18 protein-coding genes and 1 tRNA gene are annotated in these 22,316 nt (G+C 33.3%); 7 read left to right on the plus strand and 12 right to left on the minus strand.

The window, feature by feature from the left end:
- Nucleotides 1-2 precede the first annotated feature (2 nt).
- Nucleotides 3-89: transfer RNA gene (locus AP058_RS08875), tRNA-Ser, on the minus strand.
- A 239-nt stretch (nt 90-328) separates the two neighbouring features.
- Here AP058_RS08875 and AP058_RS08880 point away from each other — a divergent pair.
- From AP058_RS08880 to AP058_RS08890, 3 genes are all read left to right on the plus strand, one after another.
- Nucleotides 329-1,507 (plus strand): acetyl-CoA C-acyltransferase, encoded by a 1,179-nt coding sequence (locus AP058_RS08880; RefSeq protein WP_066309371.1) that lies wholly within the window; start codon nt 329-331, stop codon nt 1,505-1,507.
- Between the two features lie 66 nt (nt 1,508-1,573).
- Nucleotides 1,574-2,335 (plus strand): C40 family peptidase, encoded by a 762-nt coding sequence (locus tag AP058_RS08885; protein ID WP_066309373.1) that lies wholly within the window; start codon nt 1,574-1,576, stop codon nt 2,333-2,335.
- Nucleotides 2,336-2,579: 244 nt separating this feature from the next.
- A complete protein-coding gene (locus AP058_RS08890) occupies nt 2,580-3,851 on the plus strand; it encodes a DUF2130 domain-containing protein (RefSeq protein ID WP_066309375.1) in 1,272 nt (423 codons plus the stop codon).
- Nucleotides 3,852-3,928: 77 nt separating this feature from the next.
- On the opposite strand, the gene AP058_RS08895 is transcribed toward AP058_RS08890, so the two are convergent.
- Nucleotides 3,929-4,969 carry an agmatine/peptidylarginine deiminase gene (locus AP058_RS08895; protein ID WP_066309381.1) on the minus strand — a complete coding sequence of 347 codons (1,041 nt, stop codon included), beginning with the start codon at nt 4,967-4,969 and terminating at the stop codon, nt 3,929-3,931.
- A 607-nt stretch (nt 4,970-5,576) separates the two neighbouring features.
- Here AP058_RS08895 and AP058_RS08900 point away from each other — a divergent pair.
- Nucleotides 5,577-6,830 carry an OmpA family protein gene (locus AP058_RS08900; RefSeq protein ID WP_066309607.1) on the plus strand — a complete coding sequence of 418 codons (1,254 nt, stop codon included), beginning with the start codon at nt 5,577-5,579 and terminating at the stop codon, nt 6,828-6,830.
- 281 nt (nt 6,831-7,111) lie between these two features.
- On the opposite strand, the gene AP058_RS08905 is transcribed toward AP058_RS08900, so the two are convergent.
- Nucleotides 7,112-8,767: a M1 family metallopeptidase gene (locus AP058_RS08905; RefSeq protein WP_066309384.1), complete on the minus strand. Its 1,656-nt coding sequence runs from the start codon at nt 8,765-8,767 to the stop codon at nt 7,112-7,114.
- Nucleotides 8,768-8,922: 155 nt separating this feature from the next.
- On the opposite strand from AP058_RS08905, the gene AP058_RS08910 reads away from it, so the two are divergent.
- Complete coding sequence (locus tag AP058_RS08910) at nt 8,923-9,621, plus strand: carbohydrate-binding family 9-like protein (protein WP_066309389.1); 699 nt, start codon at nt 8,923-8,925, stop codon at nt 9,619-9,621.
- Between the two features lie 65 nt (nt 9,622-9,686).
- Here the strand turns inward: AP058_RS08910 and AP058_RS08915 are convergent, their stop codons facing one another.
- From AP058_RS08915 to AP058_RS08940, 6 genes are all read right to left on the minus strand, one after another.
- On the minus strand, nt 9,687-10,169 hold the full coding sequence (locus AP058_RS08915) for an ABC transporter ATPase (protein WP_066309392.1): 483 nt from the start codon (nt 10,167-10,169) through the stop codon (nt 9,687-9,689).
- Nucleotides 10,170-10,212: 43 nt separating this feature from the next.
- Nucleotides 10,213-11,004 (minus strand): (Fe-S)-binding protein, encoded by a 792-nt coding sequence (locus tag AP058_RS08920; protein WP_066309395.1) that lies wholly within the window; start codon nt 11,002-11,004, stop codon nt 10,213-10,215.
- Nucleotides 11,005-11,109: 105 nt separating this feature from the next.
- On the minus strand, nt 11,110-12,444 hold the full coding sequence (locus AP058_RS08925) for a (Fe-S)-binding protein (RefSeq protein ID WP_066309398.1): 1,335 nt from the start codon (nt 12,442-12,444) through the stop codon (nt 11,110-11,112).
- A gap of 12 nt (nt 12,445-12,456) precedes the next feature.
- Nucleotides 12,457-13,419 carry an MlaD family protein gene (locus AP058_RS08930; RefSeq protein WP_066309406.1) on the minus strand — a complete coding sequence of 321 codons (963 nt, stop codon included), beginning with the start codon at nt 13,417-13,419 and terminating at the stop codon, nt 12,457-12,459.
- Nucleotides 13,420-13,469: 50 nt separating this feature from the next.
- Nucleotides 13,470-14,579 carry an N-acetylmuramoyl-L-alanine amidase gene (locus AP058_RS08935; RefSeq protein ID WP_066309409.1) on the minus strand — a complete coding sequence of 370 codons (1,110 nt, stop codon included), beginning with the start codon at nt 14,577-14,579 and terminating at the stop codon, nt 13,470-13,472.
- 74 nt (nt 14,580-14,653) lie between these two features.
- Nucleotides 14,654-15,742, minus strand: coding sequence for an N-acetylmuramoyl-L-alanine amidase (locus AP058_RS08940; protein ID WP_066309411.1), 1,089 nt, complete (start codon nt 15,740-15,742; stop codon nt 14,654-14,656).
- 128 nt (nt 15,743-15,870) lie between these two features.
- Between AP058_RS08940 and AP058_RS08945 the strand changes: the two genes are divergently transcribed.
- Both AP058_RS08945 and AP058_RS08950 read left to right on the plus strand, forming a co-directional pair.
- Entirely contained in the window at nt 15,871-18,510 is a 2,640-nt protein-coding gene (locus tag AP058_RS08945) for a putative LPS assembly protein LptD (RefSeq protein WP_082706614.1), read from the plus strand.
- A 27-nt stretch (nt 18,511-18,537) separates the two neighbouring features.
- Complete coding sequence (locus AP058_RS08950) at nt 18,538-18,918, plus strand: RidA family protein (RefSeq protein ID WP_066309418.1); 381 nt, start codon at nt 18,538-18,540, stop codon at nt 18,916-18,918.
- Nucleotides 18,919-19,025: 107 nt separating this feature from the next.
- Here AP058_RS08950 and AP058_RS08955 read toward each other — a convergent pair whose 3' ends face one another.
- The 3 genes from AP058_RS08955 to pfkA form a co-directional block, all read right to left on the minus strand.
- On the minus strand, nt 19,026-19,877 hold the full coding sequence (locus AP058_RS08955; RefSeq protein WP_066309419.1) for an N-acetylglucosamine kinase: 852 nt from the start codon (nt 19,875-19,877) through the stop codon (nt 19,026-19,028).
- Between the two features lie 126 nt (nt 19,878-20,003).
- Nucleotides 20,004-21,008, minus strand: a complete 1,005-nt coding sequence (gap, locus tag AP058_RS08960; protein ID WP_066309421.1) for a type I glyceraldehyde-3-phosphate dehydrogenase — start codon at nt 21,006-21,008, stop codon at nt 20,004-20,006.
- A gap of 82 nt (nt 21,009-21,090) precedes the next feature.
- A complete protein-coding gene (gene pfkA / locus AP058_RS08965) occupies nt 21,091-22,077 on the minus strand; it encodes a 6-phosphofructokinase (protein WP_066309423.1) in 987 nt (328 codons plus the stop codon).
- Nucleotides 22,078-22,316: the final 239 nt, after the last annotated feature.

Genomic DNA, 22,316 nt, shown 5'->3' on the forward strand with positions numbered 1-22,316 from the left:
AGCGGAGAGTAAGGGATTCGAACCCTTGGTACAGTTTCCCATACGCTTGTTTAGCAAACAAGTCCTTTCGGCCACTCAGGCAACTCTCCAAGCTCAAGGAAACTTGTCCTGTTTTGCGGTGGCAAAGGTATGACATCATTAGAGAACTGACAAGTATTTTGATGCTTTTTTTTATATTATTTTGAGTTTAGATCTAAAAGACTTCACTATCAAATGAATAGAATTTATATTATTTTAAAATAAAATTTTAAAATCGAATAGAAACCTCCAAAATTTGAATATCTACAAATAAACAGTAAATTTGCTATACTAATCAAATACACAGAAAATGAACAAAAGAGTTGTTATCGTTTCTGCCGTTAGAACACCTATCGGAAGTTTCATGGGAAGTTTATCTACAGTTTCAGCACCAAAATTAGGAGCTGCTGCCATTAAAGGCGCATTAGACAAAATAAAATTAGATCCAAAATTAGTCGACGAAGTATACATGGGTAATGTGGTACAAGCTGGAGTTGGTCAAGCACCAGCGCGCCAAGCTGCCATTTACGCCGGTTTGTCTGAAAACGTTGCTTGTACTACTATTAATAAAGTTTGTGCCTCTGGAATGAAGTCAGTGATGTTAGGCGCTCAAGCGATTGCTTGCGGTGATGCCGAAATTGTGATTGCCGGGGGAATGGAGAACATGAGCCAAATTCCGCATTATCTACACCTTCGTAACGGAACAAAGTTTGGTCCTGCAACTATGGTTGACGGAATGCAAAAAGATGGCTTAACAGATGCTTACGACAACAACGCAATGGGAGTTTGCGCTGATATGTGTGCTAGCGAATATCAAATATCTAGAGAAGACCAAGATAATTACGCTATTCAGTCTTACGAGAGAAGTGCTAAAGCTTGGGAGGATGGTAAATTTGATAACGAAATTACACCTGTTGAAGTACCTCAAAGACGTGGAGAACCAATTATTGTTTCAAAAGACGAAGAATATACCAATGTTAAATTAGACAAAATACCTTCATTAAATGCTGTATTCACTAAAGACGGAACAGTAACTGCTGCAAATGCGTCTACCATAAATGATGGTGCTGCTGCTTTGGTTTTAATGAGTGAAGAAAAAGCAAAATCTTTAGGCCTAAGAGCACTAGCCTATATTAATGGCTATGCAGATGCTGCTCAAGAACCAAAATGGTTTACAACAAGTCCAGCAAAAGCGCTTCCAAAAGCATTGGATAAAGCAGGAATTTCAATTAGTGACGTAGATTATTTCGAATTTAACGAAGCTTTTGCAGTAGTTGGTTTAGCAAATTCAAAAATACTTGAATTAGAGAACAACAAAGTTAATGTTAACGGTGGAGCAGTTTCTTTAGGTCATCCACTTGGATGTTCAGGAGCGAGAATTATTGTTACCTTAATAAATGTTTTAGAACAAAATAACGCAAAAATTGGAGCAGCGGCCATTTGCAATGGTGGTGGTGGTGCTTCGGCAATTGTCATAGAAAGAGCTTAAATTACTTTTTAGCGTTATGTAGACAATGTACATAGCGCTAAATTTTTTAACTAATAAATTACATAAATGTTCGGAATTTGCAACCTTGCCATAGTGCCCGTACGATTTGAACCTAGTGATAGAAGCGAAATAATTACACAGCTTTTATTTGGTGAACATATAGAAATTTTAGAGCGAGACAAGCAATGGGCGCGAATAAAAATTCAGTTTGATGGTTACGAGGGTTGGGTAGATTCGAAGCAATTTCAAATTATTTCCGAAGAAAACTTTAAGCAATTAAGTGAAGAATCAATTATTTTAAATGCTGATTTAATTGACTATATTACTGCTCCAGATAATTTATTATTACCCATTCCGTTAGGAGCTTCTCTATCTTTTTTAAATAATAGTGAAATTAATACCGCTAATTTTGAATTTGAAGGAACACGAACAAGCGGAATAAAAGCAAAAAGCAACTTAATTAATACTGCGTTTATGTATTTAAACGCGCCTTATCTTTGGGGCGGAAAAACACCTTTTGGTATTGACTGTTCTGGTTTTACACAAATGGTTTACAAGCTAAATGGATACAAATTACAGCGCGATGCCTCGCAACAAGCACGTGAAGGAGAACCTTTGAGTTTTATTGAAGAAAGTGAAGCAGGTGATTTAGCTTTTTTTGATAATGATGAAGGAAATATTATCCATGTGGGTATTATAATGGATAATAATTACATCATTCATGCCAGTGGTAAAGTTCGTATTGACCGTTTGGATCATTTAGGTATTTACAATCCGGAAATTAATAAGCACACGCACAAATTAAGAGTAATTAAAAAAATAATTTAATTCTGACTTAAAGTGAAATTCTAACAATTTATACTATCAGAATCTATTTTACTTTTTAACTACTTGATTATGTTATTTTTTTATTCCTATAAATACGACCGTCGTCGAATAAAAAATAAGTAGTTCTAAAAGTAGTAATTTCTACTACTTCAAAACTTATCAATTTTAAAAGTTTAGCACTTTTAAACTATCTTTTAAATACCTTAGCGCAAAAACCTTCTTTTACTAAATAATCTTTTTCAAAATGGCAGAGCAGTCTTCAATTCAATGTCCTAATTGCGGCACAACAATCGATGTTAATGATATTTTAAAGCACCAGCTTGAAGATAGTATCCGAAAAGAGTACCAGCAAAAAGCAACTATTCAAGCCAAAGAATTAGCACATAAAAACGAGCAATTTGAAAAAGCTAAATTGGAATTTGAAGCCAAAAAGAAGCATGAAAACGAACTTTTTGCAGAACGCTTAGAGCGTGAAAAAAAATTGGCAGAAAAAGAGATTACCGAAAAAATAAAAACAAAACTCAATGACGAAAATAAAGACCTTTTGTCATTGATGGAAAAAGAACTTTCGGAAAAATCAGCAAAAATCAGAGAGCTTAATAAAATGGAAGGCGAAATTGCTAAACTGCAACGTGAAAAGTTGGAAATGAAAGATGCAATCCAGGCAGAAGCAGAAAAACAACTGAATTTGACTTTAGTTTTAGAACGCGAAAAAATTAGAAAACAAGAAGACGATAAAAACGAACTAAAATTTAAGGAACTACAAAAGCAGCTTGAAGAACAGAAAAAGTTAACCGAAGAAATGAAACGCAAGCAAGAGCAAGGTTCAATGCAACTGCAAGGCGAAATAATGGAGCTTGCAATTGAAGAATGGTTGGCGAATAACTTTCCTTTGGATAGTATTGACGAGATAAAAAAAGGAGCTAATGGCGCCGATTGCTTGCAGATTGTAAATACTCGTGAACTTCAAAATTGTGGTTCTATTTATTATGAGAGTAAACGAACCAAAGCCTTTCAACCAGCTTGGATTGAAAAATTCAAAAATGATATTCGCGATAAAAAAGCAAACATTGGCGTTTTAGTCACCGAAGTTATGCCAAGCGGAATGGATCGAATGGGAATGCGCGATGGTATTTGGATTTGTACTTACGACGAATTTAAAGGTTTGAGTAATGTCTTGCGACAATCATTAATTCAGGTCAGTCAAGCAGTGCAAGCGCAAGAAAATAAAGGAGATAAAATGGCAATGCTATATGACTTCTTAACCAGTAACGAATTTCGTTTGCAAATTGAAGGAATTGTCGAAGGATTTACTCAGATGCAATCGGATCTAGATTCTGAAAAAAGAGCAATGCAACGCATTTGGAAACAAAGAGAAAAACAAATTGAAAAAGTGGTGAGTAATACATTAGGAATGTACGGCTCTATTCGAGGTATTGCAGGAAATGCAGTGCAAACCGTTCGGGCATTAGAATTGGATTTTATTGAAGATGAACCGGTTCCCGAATTAGAGTAACAGCTAAAAATTAAAACAAAAAAACTCTTACTTTTAAATAAGTAAGAGTTTTTTTTTATGAGTTTTCAAAAATTTTATTATTCTGGAATTTGCTGGCTCAAGCAATGTAAGGTACCAAATCCCCATATTAAATCTACTGCACTAATCCCGATTACTTCTCTATCTGGAAAACATTCTGCTAAAATATTTAGAGCTACTCTATCATTAGCATCATTGAAAGTGGGAACCAAAACGCATTTATTCAAAATTAAAAAGTTAGCATAACTCGCTGGTAAAATTAATTCCTCAAATTCAATTGGTTTTGGCATTGGCAGCGTCACAATTACAGGTGATTTTCCGTTTTCTAACTTTGCATTTTGCAAACGCTTTAAATTATCTTGCAATGGTGCATAATTCGGATCATTTTTGTTGGTTTCTATAATGGTAACAATGGTATCTTCATTTATAAAACGGCATAAGTCGTCAATATGCCCGTGGGTGTCGTCGCCTTTTACTCCGTCTCCTAACCATATCACATTGGTTATACCTAAATATTCTTTAAAAACTGCTTCGTAGTCTTCTTTGGTAAAATTAGGATTACGAACCTGAATTGCTGGATCCATCAAACATTCTTCCGATGTTAATAATGTTCCTCTACCATTTACATCAATAGCGCCACCTTCTACAATAACTGGTTTTCCCTTATAAATAACTTGCGTTAATGGGATATCAAGATGTGTAGCAATTTTTAAAGGCACTCCCCTATCCAACTGATAATTTTTATATTTTGCCCAACCATTAAAATTAAAATTGAGTGCTTCTCTTTCTTTTCCGTTGTAAACCACAATTGGCCCCGAATCACGCATCCAACTTCTATTGGTTTTATGAATTACAAACTCAACATTTGATAAAGCTACATGCGCTCTTTCTAACATATCAGTTACTTTATCTTGTTGCTTTTGATCGACAACAACCAAAAATACCGTTTCATAACTCGCAACCTTTTTTATAAACTCTACAAAAGCCCACTGTACCGCCTCGTATTTTCCTGGCCAATCGGTACCATTATAAGGAAAACATAAAACGATTCCTTGTTGTTTTTCCCACTCTGCCGGAAACCTTCTTGTATTTGATGTCATATATAGGTGATAAAATTATAAAGTGTACAAAGATATGCATTCGTATGAGATTTAAAAGCGATAACGATAGGTCATCTTTTATACTTATGTTAAGTTAATAAAAGCAAAAGGAATAGCTGTAAAAAAAATCTAATTTAGAAAAATTACAATAAAATTGGAAAGGACTGTTGTAATTGCGTTTTATACTGTACTCTATGGTCGATTTCAAGACTACATTTGAAAAAAAGCAAAATCGCAACAATAAAATCTCTGATTTTGCGTTTAAAAACCTTTATTTTATAATAAGTTTAAACCTACAAATTAAAAAAAATTGTATTATTTTTTGTTAAAGTAAAAATCAGTTTTTAACAATTTCGATTAACAACAAATCTTGTTTATTATTAGTCTAATTAGCTCGTACCCTACTAATATAAAACCAATTACATAAATTAAAAGAGTAAAAAACAAAGTAAAATATTGTTAAAATTACGATAAGATTAACACTGAAGTCCCGTAAACATGGGAATTATGTAATCAGATATACAACTATCAATTGAACTCATTGCCTATATTTGTCAAACATTTTAAAAACAGAAACACTTACAAAAATCAAATTAAAATTAATATCATGAAAAAACAGTTAGCATCATTATCAATTATATTTATGTCTTTTGCGGCTAATGCGCAAGAAGCTACACCGGTTGCAATTAACATGGCTCCAGAAAAATCGTACGACAGATGGTCTATCGAACTTAATGGTGGTTTAAACAAACCAACTAGAGCAATGACTCCTGGTTACTCAACTTCAACACTTAGCCCTTTTCATGCAGATTTAGGTGTTAGATATATGTTTAATCCAAAAGTAGGTTTAAAATTAGACTTTGGATATGATGAATTTCAAGAAAGAGACAATACTGCTTCTTTCGACTCAAAATACATGAGAACAAGTTTACAAGGGGTTGTAAACTTAGGTAGAGTTTTAGATTTTGAAACATGGACTAATACATTAGGTTTATTAGCTCACGGTGGATTTGGAGTATCTCAATTACAATCAGAAAATGGTTTTAATGGAAAAGACTACATGAGCCATGGAATAATGGGAATGACAGGTCAAATCAAATTAAGCAACAGTGTTGTTTTAACAGGAGACATTACTGGAATCGTTCACGGTCAACAACAAAACAATTTTGACGGAATGGGACAAACAACTTCTAGTTCTTTTGACGGAGTTTTATTGAACGGTTCTGTTGGTTTAACATTTTACTTAGGTAAAAACGAGAAACATGCAGATTGGTTCATAGAAGATAAAACTAGTGAATTAGAATATAGAGTAGGTTTGATCGAAACAGGTCTTGTTGATTCTGATAAAGATGGTGTTGCTGATCTATATGATTTAGAGCCAAACACTATTGCTGGAGTTGCTGTTAATACTAAAGGACAAGCTATTGATACTAATCAAAACGGTGTTCCAGACGAATTAGAAAGCTATTTAGAAGCAACTTACGGTCAAAAAGGTAGTGTTGCTACAAATGGAACTGTAGAGCAATTAATTAATGATGGTTATGTAAATGTATATTTTGACTTTAATTCGTCAAAACCAACAAATGCTTCATTATCAGGTGTTGATTTCTTAGTAAAATATATGAAAAACAATCCTTCTAAATCTGCAGACATCATTGGATACTCTGACGAAATTGGAAACTCTGATTATAACCAACAATTGTCTCTAAGAAGAGCAGAAGCGGTTAAAAATGTAGTTACAAGTGCAGGAATTGATGCTTCAAGATTAAACGTTATTGCTAACGGTGAAGATTCTTCAGTAAACAAAAACTCAGCAGAAGCTAGACAAATTGTAAGAAGAGTTACTTTTAAAGTAAAATAATACAATCGAAATACTGATACTGTCTTAAACATAGTGTCACTTTAAAAAATTTGGGTTTGACTTTTTAATTAAAGTCGAACCCATTTTTTTTGTACATAGTCAGGAATAAAAATAGTAGCATAGTTATTAAACTTTTATTACAATCTGCAAAGTAATGTAATTATTGCAGCAGTAAAATAAACAGCTTTCTATGGCGTTCTATTCTATGAAAAAATTGTAATTATTTTTTAATAAAAAAAAAACCAGTCTCTAGACTGGTTTTTAAATAGGTAGTCTTTATGTTATTTTGAAAGATCCATTGCAGCTACATAAAAATTCTCATCGATAACTAAATTATTTTGATAAGTTGTAGTTTTTAAATCTTGTATTTCTGTGGTCGGATGTAACAGCGCTTCTACTCCATTCAAGTTAATCTTTACAGACATATTAAAACCTGTAACACAATTAATCCAGCGGTAACTCAAGTGATTTTCGGTAAAATAATATTCTAAAGTTGGCACCATCGTAGTTCGCAAGTACTGATCGAAAAAATTTTGCAATTCTATACCGCTTTGAATACTAAGATATTTTTCAATTTGCTCAGTCGTAACCGTCTGATGATAAAAAGTATTGTTTAAACCCCGTAAAATAGAACGCCATTTTTCGTCGTCGTTAACCAACTGTCGCAAAGTGTGCAACATATTCGCTCCTTTATAATACATATCGCCTGAACCTTCACTGTTGACATTGTACTTTCCAATAATTGGAATGTCGTTGGCAATATTCTTTCTAACTCCACGTACATATTCATATCCTGCTTTTTTTCCATAAAAGTACTCTACAAAAAGACTCTCGCCATAATTGGTAAAGCTTTCATGAATCCACATGTCAGCGATATCTTTGTATGTAATATTATTAGCAAACCATTCGTGTCCTGATTCGTGAATTATAATAAAGTCAAACTTTAATCCCCAGCCAGAATAGCTTAAGTCACGACCTAAATAACCGTTTTTAAAACCATTACCATAAGTAACAGAGCTTTGGTGTTCCATGCCCAAGTAAGGAGCTTCAACCAATTTATAGCTGTCTTCATAAAATGGATAAGGACCAAACCAATGCTCAAAAGCTTCAATCATTCTCGGTACGTCCTTAAATTGTTCTTTCGCTTTTCCTACATTATCTCTTAAAACATAATAACTGCAGTCCAAATTGCCTTTTTCTCCTTTGTACTTTTCCGAAAAATTCACATAATCACCGACGTTTATATTTACTCCGTAATTATTAATAGGATTAGAAACATACCAGTTGAAGGTTCTTGTACCATCTTTTTCTTTTTTCACACTTTGTAATCGACCGTTTGAAACATTCGTTAAATTACCAGGTACGTTCACACTAATCAACATCTTCTCTACTTCATCGTACATATGGTCTTTGTTGGGCCACCAAACGCTAGCCCCCAAACCTTGACAGGAGGATGCAATAAAATCAAGACCATTAGCATCTTTTCTCCATGTAATTCCACCATCCCAAGGCGGGCGAACGGCTACCTTCGGCTTTCCGCCAAAAAACACAGTAAGTTCTTTGGACTGTCCTATAATTTGACTTGCTTTTAAATCGATAAAAAAAGCATTTCCATCTCTTTTAAAAGTTAATTCTTTTCCATCCTGAACTACTTTATCAATATGCATTGGCTCCTGTAAATCGATTTGCATTGTTTTATATTCCTTCAAAACAGTATATCGTATCTTATTGGAGCCTACAATTGTACTGTCCTTTGGATTTACTTTTACATTTAAATGATAGTATTTTAAATCCCACCAAACTCTTTCGGGTGTAATACTGCCACGTAAAGTATCTTGATGTGTAAATTGAGTTGGAGCTTTATCCAAAAGACCCTGCGCATTGGCAACGTCGACAGCGCAAAATGCGACAATTAAAGAAGCTATGTATTGTTTCATAAAATTTTATATTATTAAATGGCTAGCAGTGAATGCTGCTAAAATTTGAGACAAATGTAACCAATCAAAGTAAAAGATAAATCTATTTGAATTACCAACTGGTAATGTTTAACAGTTTAATCTTATATTTGAAATCCCAAAGTGACCAACCTATTATGAAACTAAAGTTATTTTATTACCTAGTTCTTATTTTTACTTCAATGGAAGCTTCTGCACAAAATGTCCTGGTGCCACAATTAAAAAAGAACATAAAGATTGATGGTGATTTGTCTGATTGGGAAACTCCTTTTTTAGGTCCGTTTGCCATTCATAACTCAGGGCAAAAACCAACGCAATTAACTTATGCTGCACTTTCGTGGAATAAAATCAGTTTATTTATTGCATTTAAATGCATGGACACAAAAATAATTGGAAAAGAGCGCATTAACGATGCCTACATTTTTAGTACTGATGATTTAGTTGAAGTTTTTATTGATCCAGATGGTGATGGAAGGCAGTACCTAGAATTAGGAGTTAATGCCTATTCTAGTCAATATGATTTGATAGTTCACTGTATTTCTAAAGATTGTGGCGGATGGAAAACTGATATATCGATGAACTTAAAAAATAGTAAAACTATTTCAAAAATTGTAAAAGATGGTTACACGGTTGAAATTGAAATTCCGTTCGAAAGTTTAAAATCCATTGTTTCTGCTAATTTTAGAACCCCTAAAATTGGAACGAAATGGAAAGCAAATTTGTTTAGAATTGACTTCGGGATGACAACAGAATACCAATCGCTAAAAAGTTATGTCAGTAAAACCTACGGTTTTCATCAACCAAAAGAATTTGCCACTTTAGAATTTGTTGAATAAATTTATAAATACAAAAAAAACCGTCTTTATAATGAAGACGGTTTGCATATAGGTGTTTATTAATCCTAAAAAAAGCGACTGTGCCAACTATCTTCGGCAAGAACTTCCCATGATTCATTAAATTCCTGTATAGAATTAACTAAATTGTTAAAGACAATTGTGTTTGCAGTAACCGACTTATCTTTGACCATTTTCTTGAAATCAATTAAAGGTTTGTGTGCGATGTGTTCGCCTTGTTTAAAAGTTACATTCATTTTATCCAACAAATCAACTTCATATTTTCGTTCTAAACTTTGTATAAATTCTACCGAACTGTCAATTGAACAACCTGTAGCAGCTTGAACCTCTTGATTTACAGCAATAATTATAAATCGATTGTACTTTAATAAATAGGACGATTCTAAACTTGTTCCGTGTGCGGCCCAGTCCTTCAAAAAATCTTGTAAATCTAGTTCAATAGCTGAAAATTCTTCATCAGAAAATTTTCTATTCGATTGGTAAATCCAAATTCTAGAATCCTCGGGTAAATCGTCAAAAGGTACGTACATAACTTATTGTTTTAAAATTGAAATTCCACGCTTTATAATACAATTACAAATCGTTTGCTGTAGCAATTAATTCAGCGATGTCCATCACTTTTACATCACTTTCTCTTTCTTTATTTTTTATACCATCGGTCAACATGGTGTTGCAAAACGGACAGCCAGCAGCAATAATATCTGGTTGAACTTCTAAAGCATCTTCAGTTCTTTCAATATTTATTTCTTTCGTACCAGGTTCTGCATCCTTAAACATTTGCGCTCCTCCTGCTCCACAACAAAGACCATTAGCTTTAGAACGTTTCATTTCTAATAACTCGGCGTCCAATTTCTGAATTAAATCTCTCGGTGCTTCATAAATATTATTTGCTCTACCCAAATAACAAGGATCATGAAAAGTTATCTTTTTACCTTTAAATTGCCCTCCTTCGATTGTTAATTTTCCCTCATCTAAAAGCGATTTAAGAAACTCCGTATGGTGAACCACTTCGTAAGTTCCGCCTAATTCTGGATATTCATTTTTTATCGTATTAAAGCAATGCGGACAAGCAGTAACAATTTTCTTAGCTTCGTAGCCGTTCAGAACTTCAATGTTCATCATGGCTTGCATTTGAAACAAAAATTCATTTCCAGCTCTTTTTGCAGGATCACCTGTACAGCTTTCCTCTGTTCCTAAAACGGCGAATGATACATTAGCATGATTTAAAATCTTTACAAATGCTTTCGTTATTTTTTTTGCTCTATCATCAAAACTTCCCGCACATCCTACCCAAAACAATACGTCTGGTTGTTTGCCTTGAGCCAGCATTTCTGCCATTGTGGGTACTACTAAATTTTCTGACATGGTGTGATATTTATAGGTTAGGGCTATTTGTTTAAAATAAAAAAATAATTCTCTTTTAGAAATTCATTTCAATTTGAAAATTAACTTTGATTGAGATTACGCTATCTAATTTTCGTCTTTCCAGTTCAATCGGTCCTGCTGATTGTACTGCCAAGGTGCACCGTTATTTTCAATATTGCTCATCATTGTGTTTAATGGCATTGGAGCAGCACTTTGCTCCATTACTAAATATCTACGCATATCTATAATAATAGAAAGTGGATTGATATTTACTGGACATTCTTCAACACAAGCGTTACAAGACGTACACGCCCATAGTTCCTCTGGAGTAATATAATCGTTTAATAACGCTTTATTATCTGGCACAAAAACACCTTTATTAGTATCTATATTTTTACCTACCTCTTCTAATCGATCTCTAGTATCCATCATAATTTTTCGAGGAGACAATTTTTTACCCGTTTGATTAGCAGGACAAGCTGATGTACAACGTCCACATTCGGTACATGTGTATGCATTCATTAACTGTACCCAATTTAAATCTTGAACATCGCTTGCACCAAATTTAGCTGGCGCTTCACCTTCAACCGGCGCTGGCGCAGCAAAAGGATCTGCATTTGGGTCCATCATTAACTTTACTTCCTTGGTCACAGATTCTAAATTATCAAACTGTCCCATCGGTTTTAAATTTGCAAAATATGTATTGGGAAAAGCTAATAAAATGTGTAAGTGTTTAGAAAAATACAAGTAGTTCAGAAAAATTAAAATACCAATAATGTGCATCCACCAAAATAATTCAGTTAACATCAGCACAGATTCGTTACTCATTCCGTTAAAAATTGGAGCAATAAACTGACTTATTGGAAAACTTCCTGCTTTGATAAAATGAGAAAATTGTTCGGGAAGATTTTGCAAGTGATAATCGGATGCATTCATTAATAAAAACAATGACATCAAAACAATTTCAAAGTATAAAATATAATTCGCGTCATTTTTTGGAAATCCTTCTAAATCTTTATTAAATAATCTTTTGATTTTAATGATATTTCTTCTAATCCAAAAAACTATTACAGCCACTAACACTAAAAATGCTAGTATTTCGAACGAGGCAATTAAAACATCGTAAACAACTCCTAACGGAGCAAAAACACGATGTGTGTCAAACAGTCCGTCAATAATAATTTCTAATAATTCGATATTAATAATTACAAAACCAACGTAAACTATAATATGCAATGCGCCTGCAATTGGCTTTTTGACCATTTTCGATTGGCCTAATGCAATCAGAGCCATGTTGGCCCATCTTGCTTTGGGATTATCTTTTCGATCGACAGCTGCTCCCAAATTAATATTTCTGATTAGTTTTTTTACGTTAAAAGCAAAATAACCAAAACCAATAATTAATAAAATAGCAAACAAAATATTATCTAGGTAATTCATATTTAAATAAAATTAATTGTTTGTAGAAATTGAATCTGTAACTGGAGCAACATACGGTTTATTTTTCTTTCCGAATAAAGAAACATTTACATAACGGGTTGGGTTTAACCTAAGGTCTTGTAAAAGTAACTCTAATTCTTGCGAAGTCGAATTGAGATTATTATACAAAGCTTCATCATTTAATAATTTGCCAGCAGTTCCTTTACCAGATTGTAAATTACCCATTAAAACGTCAACTTTTCCTAAAGTATAGTTTAAGTTTCTGACTGTTTTTCCTAAATCTGCTTTATTTATAGAATCTGAAATCTTAGAAAAGTTACTTGACACTTTATTGAAGTTCGTTACCATTCCATTAATCTGAGACTTGTTTTGGTCCAACAACGAATTAATACTAGTCGATGCTCTGTGAAATTGCTGTACAGTATGACTCAATTCTGCTAAGCTTCTCTTTAAATGGTCTTGTCCATCTTTATCTAGAACATTATTTAAACCTGTGACAAGTGAATCGATATTAGACATTAATTTTTGCAGCTTTTTTTGTATCGGCTCGATCTTTTCTCCTAATGAATCTGTCAAACCTAACTCTACAGAACTAGCTAAAAACTGATTGTCTTCTATTAATTCTTTATCTTCAAAATTAGGATGAATTGCGATTTGCTTGCCGCTGATCAGACTTGGTGAGTACATAGTAGCAGTACTTGTTCTCGAAATTGGAAAGTCTGTTTTAATTTGCATGCTTACTTTCAGCTTGCCTGTAGTTTCGTCGATTGTTATTCCACTTATTTTACCAATCGTTAACCCATTTAATGTTACTGGTGCTGACGCAGAAAGGCCTTCTACATTATCGTAAACAACGTACAAAGTAGTGTAGCTAGTAAATAATTCTTTTCCTTTTAAAAAACTATAACCCCAAATAAATAATAATATTGATGCAATTACTAAAACTGCCGTTTTGATCTCTCTTGTTACTTTCAAAATATCTGAATTTTGTACAAATTTAATATAAATTAATCGAATTTATGCGATTATTTAATCGCATCTTGGATGTTGATTCGCTGACCATTCTTAAACGCAACCAAGAACGCTGAAGGGTATCCTTTGCTTTTTGCCTCATTCAAAAATGACTTTGCTTTTTCATAATCAGCAGTTTGCTGGTACGTATACTTGTAAACATTAGATTCGTATACTACAGAAACTGGACTTAATCCATTGAAATTCTTAGGATTCAAGGCCGACTTTTTTGTGCTCGCCATCAACTGAACTTTAAAAAAGACGCCATCAACAACCGTCACCGCTGGAAGAGGTGCTGGAGCATTTTCTCTTACAACTGGTTTAATTTCAATATTTTCAGCAGTTCCACTACCAAAATATTCTTTTTTATAACTAATAATTGCGTCTGCAATCGCCTTTGCTACTTCATTTTGTCCATGTTCAGAGTTTAATAAATCTCCTTCCTCAGGATTAGAAATAAAGCCTGTTTCTATTAATACTCTAGGCATGTAAGCTTTATGCAAAACCATAAATGGCGCTTGTTTTACTCCACCACCGCGCAATTTTTTTCCTAATTTATCAAATTCATTCTCTACTTTACTAGCCAAAGAAATACTATACTCTAAATATTCCTCTTGCATTAAAGTCATTCCGATCATTGATTCTGGCGAATTAGGATCAAAACCTTCATATTTACGTTTGTAATCTTGCTCTAAAGTAATAACAGAGTTTTCCTTTTTTGCTGCTTCTAAGTTTGATGCCGTTTTACTTAAACCCATTACATAGGTTTCTGTACCAAAGGCAGTGGTATTTTTGCTCGCATTGCAATGTATGGATACAAAAATATTAGCATTGGCCCGATTGGCTATGTTTGCTCGCTCAACCAAATCTATAAATACATCCGTTTTACGTGTGTACGAAACGTCTACATTAGCATACGATTCTAATAATACTCCTACTTTTAAAACGATGGCCAAAGCTATATTTTTCTCGATTCGACCACTATAAACAGCTCCAAAATCGTGAGCGCCGTGACCTGCGTCTAAAGTTACTTTGAAACTATTGTTTTGACTATAAGCAGAACTGTAACCTAGCAACAGTACAAACAATAATGAGTCAAAAAAATACTTTTTAATTTTATTCATCAATATTAAAATTTTATAGTTCCTTTTTATTTTTCACGTAGTAACTAACTACCTCTTTAATACTTTAGTTTGTATTAGTTAAATTCAACTACATACGCTTGGGCAAATCCAGCTTTTCTAGCTTCTTGTTGCATTTTTCGTGCTTCATCGATATTTGAAGTTTCACCGTACATGTATTTATACAATTTATTAGAAACCACACAAGATATGTTTTTTAATCCTTTAAAATTTTCTGGTTTCAAGGCTAATTTCTGAGAACTTGCAGCAAGTTGCACTTTATAAATAACACCACCCGGAGAACTAACTTGCTTCACGGTTGAATACTCGTCTACTTTTTTACTTTTGGTTACCTCTTCTCTTGATGAAGGCTCTAACGCAGCAATAAACTTTTCACCGTAATATTTACTTTTATAATTTAAAATAGCATCGGCAATTTGTTTTGCCATTTTATTTTGTCCATCATCGGAATTTAAAAACTTACCTTCTTCTTTATTTGATAAAAAGCCTAACTCAATTAAAACACTTGGCATGTAAGCAGCATCTAAAACCCATAAAGGCTGTTGTTTTACACCTCTCGAATTTCTTTTTAGATTATTGGTAAAATTATCCTGAATATTAGTTGCTAAATTAATACTGCTATTTAAATTTTCCTCTTGCATCATCGTAAGTCCAATTAATGACTCTGGTTTGTTCGGATCAAAACCTTGGTATTTTTGCTTGTAATTGTCTTCTAATAAAATCACAGAGTTCTCACTTTTAGCTACTTCCAGATTCATATCATGTCGCGACAATCCCATTACAAAAGTTTCGGTACCAAAAGGAGCTAAGTTTTTAACTGAATTGCAGTGAATAGAAACAAATAGATTTGCATTCTCTTTATTAGCAACCTTTGGTCTATTTGCTAATTCAATAAATACATCCGAAGTACGTGTGTAAATTATTTTGACATCTTTATCTTTTTCTAATAATTGCCCTACTTTTAAAGTAGTTTTAAGTGCAATTTCTTTTTCTACAAAACCATGATAGGAATTTCCTGGGTCTTTACCGCCATGTCCCGCATCAAGTACAACAGTAAATGTATGCTTGTTTTGAGAAAAGAGATAACTATTTGAAAACAATAATACTATCGCAATTAAAATAAATTTCTTAGAATTGAATTTCATTTTTAAAAGTTAATTTAATTAAACACTGTAGCTATAATTTTTATTTGCCTATTTTTGACAAAAAATAATTTGTAAGTCTGACACTTCAAAAAATAAGCCACATTTTTACAAAAATAGCATTAAAACCTTTGCATACAAACTTATTTAATATCGTTTTAGCATCATTTTTCCTTACTTTAGGAGGTGGTTCTATTTATTCGCAGGATATAAAGAAAAAAAAAGTTAGCATTCCTGCTGTTGTACAGGAAGATAGCTTAAGTAAATCTGTTACAGACACTATAAAGCTAGATACTGTAAAAACTAAGAAAACATTTTTAGATGGAAAAGTGCGCTATGTTGCCAAAGATTACGCGCGAATCGATCAGAAAAAAAAACAAATCACTTTATATAATGAAGCCGAATTGTATTATAATGATATCGAATTAAAATCTGGCTTAATAGTGCTAGATTATGGTAAAGATGAAGTATACGCCGGACGTATTAAAGATTCTACTGGAGCCTTTATTCAATATCCAAATTTTAAACAAGGTGCAAACGTAGTACAACCCGACTCTATTCGATTTAATTTTAAAACAAAAAAGGCTCTAATCTGGAATTCTAGAACTGAGCAAAGCGATTTTAGAATTAAAGCGGCCATTACAAAAAAAGAAAATGATTCGGTGTACTTTTTAAAGGGAGCACGATTTACAACATCGAAAGACATTGACAATCCTGAATATTATTTTCAGACCAATAAGGTAAAATTTATTCCAGGAAAAAAAGTAATCGTTGGCTTTACCAATATGGTAATTGCTGACGTACCTACTCCTTTAGCACTTCCTTTTGCTTACTTTCCGATGACCGAAGAAAGCCATTCTGGAATTATTATTCCGAGTTATAATGACTCCAATACTCGTGGCTTTTCATTACAAAACTTAGGTTACTATTTTGCCTTAAGTGACAATTACGACTTAACTGCCTTAGCCGATTATTATACTAATGGTAGTTATGCAATGCGTTTTGAGTCATCGTATGCCAAGAGATATCGCTACCGCGGAAACTTAAATTTGCGTTACGAGAATTTAATTCAAAGTGAAAGAGGGTACCCAGATTACTCTAAACAATCCATTTATAATATTCAATGGTCGCATTCTAGAGATACCAAATCAAGTCCGAATTCTAATTTCTCTGCTTCGGTAAATATGGGAAGCAGTAAGTACTTTCAACAATCGATCAACCAAGTGAATGTTGGATCAAATTTGAACAACACATTGAGTTCTTCGGTTTCGTATAGTAAAACATTCAATACAGTTCCGCAAATACGCACAGCATTGACGGCTACACATTCGCAAAATACACAAACAGAAGAAATAAACATGACTTTGCCGTCACTAGAAGCCAGTGTGGACCGAATTTATCCTTTTGTTGGTAAAGATGGTGTGAAGCGCGGATTGATTAAAAACATCAACTTACAGTATAATTTAAGCGGTAAAAACAGCATTAAAACAACAGATTCATTGTTTTTTAAATCGGCGATGTTCGACGATGCGCAGTTAGGCTTCAAACACAGCATTCCGATTAGTACTAACTTTAAAGTTTTTAAATATTTTAGTGCGAGTGCAAGTGCGAATTACGATGAAATTTGGTATAATAAAACTAGAAAAAAATACTACGATCCAGAAGAAAGTGCAGTAATTGATGAAGTGGTTAATGGCTTTGATGCCTACAGAACCTATTCATTATCATCTAGTTTGGGTACAACAGTTTACGGAACTTTTAACTTTGGTGAAACTAAAAAAATTCAAGCCATTCGCCACGTTATGCGTCCATCTGTAAGCTACAGCTATACGCCTAGTTTCGAAAAATATTACGATACCTACGCCATTGATGCTACTGGAAAATTAGGAGACTACACCCGTTTTGAAAACGGAATTTACGGTTCACCAGGAAAAACAAATTCCAACATCGTAGGTTTTGATTTGAGTAACACTTTTGAAGCGAAAGTGACCGATAAAGACAGTACAAAAACAGATCCGAAAAAGATGATGCTTTTGAATAATCTTAACTTTTCGACCAGTTATAACTTTGATGCAGACGGGAAAAACACACTAGCTTGGCAACCAGTTCGAGTTAGTGGTGGAACGCAAATTTTAGATAATAAAATGAGTGTCAATTTCGGAGCAACTTTAAATCCGTATGCAATTGACAATTCTGGGAATGTTATTGATGTCTTTAATATTAATAACGGAGGAAGCTTATTTCGATTGACAAGCGCAAATTTAACGATGAATTATTCTATTTCTAGTAAAGAATTTGGCGAAAAAGACAATAAACAAAGCGAACGAAATGGTGGTCGTGAAGATGATTTGTTTGGAAGTAATGTAGACTTAACTGATTCTCGTAGAAGTCAGTTTGATGACGAAGATGACTCTACTGATGTAATTTCGGAATTTTTTAGAGCCAAACTTCCTTGGGACATGACGCTAGCTTATTCATTAACCTATGGAAATGCGCGTCGTGAAAATGAGATTATTGGAAATTCAGTTATGATATCTATAAACACAGATATTACTCCTAAATGGAAAGGTGGAATCTCGAGCGGCTATGATTTTGTTCAGAAGGGAATTACCTTTACGCAATTGCGTTTTGAAAGAGATTTATTGAGTTGGAGAATGGATTTTAATTGGACGCCACTTGGAGAATATTCAAACTGGAATTTCTTTATTGGAATAAAATCTGGAATTTTAAGTGACATTAAGTACAATAAAAGAAGCAATACCAATTTCTAAAAATAACCTTATAAAATTGTTTTCACTATGAAAAAAATAATCTTTACCGAGAAAGCGCCTGTTCCGATCGGACCTTATAACCAAGCCGTTCTTTCTGGAAACACGCTATATGCTTCTGGACAAATTGCTATTAATCCGGCAAGCGGAGAGCTTGTTACAGCCAACATCTCTGACGAAACCAACCAAGTAATGAAAAACATTCAGGCAGTCTTAGAATCAGCAAATATGACCTTTGAAAATGTAGTAAAAACTTCGATTTTCATTATGGACATGAATGATTTTGGTGCCATCAATACTGTTTACGGTTCTTATTTTAACGAAAAAACCGCTCCAGCTCGTGAAACGGTTCAAGTGGCTTGTTTGCCAAAAAACGTTAATGTAGAAATTTCTATAATTGCCGTACAATAGCATTCAGTAGCAATAGTGCCAATACTTCATTTGTAGTTATTGGCACATCGTATGCTTTAACAAACACTTTTTGATCATTGCACTAAAACAACTATTTCTATAGCATTTTATTTGTTAGCAACGTGATAAGCAATTAAGCCATCAATTGGTCTTCTTAAAACATTACCTAACTGTAAATCGTACTTGTCAAAAGTTTCTTGCAATTCGTCTTTTAGATAAAAAGCGATAGAACCTACAAAATGATTAGGTACTTCTTTACAATTATCAAATTGCTTAATATAATTTTTTACAAAAGATTTCATTCCTTTAAAAATTATTTTTCTACAAAATTCAGAATCTTTATGCTTGATTAAAAACTTTGCAAAAGTTGCCAAATAAGCATTTGGATTGGGCTCTTTGTATAATTTACTTTTAATAAAATCAGGATCTACATTGTATTCCTTTTCGAACTCAATTGCCAATTCTTGAGGCATTTTGTTGAAATAATATTTGCGAATTAACTCTTTTCCAAAAACATTTCCACTACAGTCATCCATTACAATATAACCCAAAGATTGTACTTTTTGATGCAATACCTTTCCATCAAAGTAACTGCAATTTGAGCCTGTTCCTAGAATACTTACAATTGCTTGTTGCCCTGGAGGCGTTGTTGCATAAACTGCTGCATACGTGTCTTCGTGTACTTCTACAATTGCATTTGTAAAGTAATCTTGAAATATCTGAGATAGCGATAATCTCATTCGATCTGTTCCACAACCTGCTCCATAAAAGAACAAATGAGTAGCATTAGTTTTATTTTGTAAAATGTCAAAACGGTCATTTAAACGGGCCAGAATTTCGTTACCATTCAAAATTTCTGGATTTAAACCTAAAGTTTGAGTTGTAAATAATACTTTACCATTATCATCAATCGCAATCCAATCTGCTTTTGTAGATCCACTATCAACTATTAATTTCATTTTTTTGGTGTGTTAGTTAAATATATTTTTAAGATTCAAAAGTAGTTTTAAAAACCTAAGTCCTATTGAATTCTAAAAAATAAAATCCCGCTATTATGCAATAACGGGATTTTACAAAGTATTTTATTATTTTAAACTAGAAATGTGAACCGATAAATCGATTAATTTGCTAGAATATCCATATTCATTGTCATACCAAGAGATGATTTTGAAGAATGTAGAGTTTAATCCAATTCCTGCATTAGCATCAATGATTGACGTTCTTGAATCAGAAACGAAATCTTGAGATACTACTAAATCTTCTGTAAATCCTAAGACACCTTTCATTGTAGTTTCAGACGCTTTTTTCAAGACAGCCATTATTTCTTCGTAAGAAGTCTCTTTAGCTACTTTTACCGTTAAATCTACTGCAGATACATCTGTTGTAGGAACACGGAAAGCCATACCAGTTAATTTTCCATTCAATTCAGGAATTACTTTACCAACAGCTTTAGCAGCTCCCGTAGAAGAAGGAATAATGTTACATGATGCAGCACGTCCACCTCTCCAGTCTTTTCTTGAAGGTCCATCAGTCGTCATTTGAGTAGAAGTCGTTGCATGAACAGTAGTCATTAACGCTTCAACAATTCCAAAATTATCATTGATAACTTTAGCTAATGGTGCTAAACAGTTTGTCGTACAAGATGCATTAGATACGATCAAATCTGAAGCTTTTGCAGTTTCATGGTTTACTCCCATTACAAACATTGGTGCATCAGCAGATGGTGCAGAAATAATTACTTTTTTTGCCCCGCCTTTAATGTGTTCGTTTGCAGTTTCAAGAGTAGTGAAGAAACCAGTACATTCAGCAACAACATCAACGTCAACTTCATTCCATTTTAAATCGGCTGGGTTTCTTTCGGCAGTAATACGAATGTTTTTTCCGTTTACATATAGTTTTCCTTCTTTCACTTCAACAGTACCGTTGAAACGTCCGTGTACAGAATCATATTTTAATAAGTAAGCTAAATGGTCTACATCTAACAAATCATTAATTGCTACAACTTCAACATTATCGCGGTTAAATGATTCTCTAAAAACTATTCTTCCAATTCTTCCAAATCCGTTTATTCCTAATTTAACTTTTGACATTTTACTTGATTTTTGTTTTTGTTTTTTATTTAACTTCTATAAAGTTTAATTTCCTCACAATAAACTTCAAAATTTTATTCCTTTACGTCGACATTATTTCAGAAACACGTAATAAATCTCTATCAATCACTGATTTACCTTTGATCGCTTGCTCTAATGGCGTTAATGTTACCTTATCTGCCAATAAGCCAACCATATAGTTAGATTTACCTTCTAATAAAGATTCAACAGCTTTCACTCCTAATCTACTTGCTAATACGCGATCAAAACAAGACGGTGATCCTCCTCTTTGCATGTGTCCTAAAACCGATACACGCACATCATATTCTGGTAAATTAGTTTCCACGTAATCTTTCAATTCAAAAACGTTTTTACCAATTTTATCTCCTTCAGCAATTACAACTATACTAGATGATTTTCCTGAAGCTTTACTTTTTTGCAATGATTCTAATAAGCGTTCTAAACCCAAATCTTCTTCTGGAATAAGAATTTCTTCCGCTCCAGCTCCAATACCTGCATTCAAAGCGATATGACCAGCATCTCTACCCATAACCTCTACAAAAAACAGGCGGTTGTGTGAACTTGCTGTATCGCGAATTTTATCAATACAATCTACAACTGTATTTAAAGCGGTATCGTAGCCTAAAGTATAGCTTGTACCAAAAATATCATTATCGATTGTTCCTGGAATTCCCATAATTGGGAAATTATATTCAGAATTAAAAAGTAATCCTCCTGTAAAACTTCCATCACCACCAATAACAACCAAAGCATCAATACCTGATTTTATAAGGTTTTCGTGTGCTTTTTTTCTTCCTTCAGGAGTTTTAAAGTCTGCAGAACGCGCTGATTTTAAAATTGTTCCTCCCTTGTTTACAATATTATTTACAGAACGAGGTCCCATTTCCTTGAAGTCACCTTCAATCATTCCTTGATATCCTCTATAAATTCCGATACATTCAATATTATGATAAGCACACGTTCGAACTACAGATCGAATGGCTGCATTCATTCCAGGTGAATCTCCTCCAGAGGTAAGAACACCTACTTTTTTTATTGTTTTTGGCATTATTTAAGTATTAAAGCGTAAAATTAGCAAACGCGAACCACTTAAGCGACCAATATTATTATTAAATAAATAATTGTGTTAAATTCAAACGTTTTCGTTAATAAGTTTTCGGAAAGCCCTGAAAATAAAAGAAAATTAATGCGATCTATATTCATTAAATCGCGTAAATCGCAACAATAATAGAAGCAAAAGTTATAAAATGATACATAAAATTGAACGATCAAACCAAAAATAAATGA

The organism is Flavobacterium sp. TAB 87, from assembly GCF_001529295.1.
In the GTDB taxonomy this organism is placed as follows: domain Bacteria; phylum Bacteroidota; class Bacteroidia; order Flavobacteriales; family Flavobacteriaceae; genus Flavobacterium.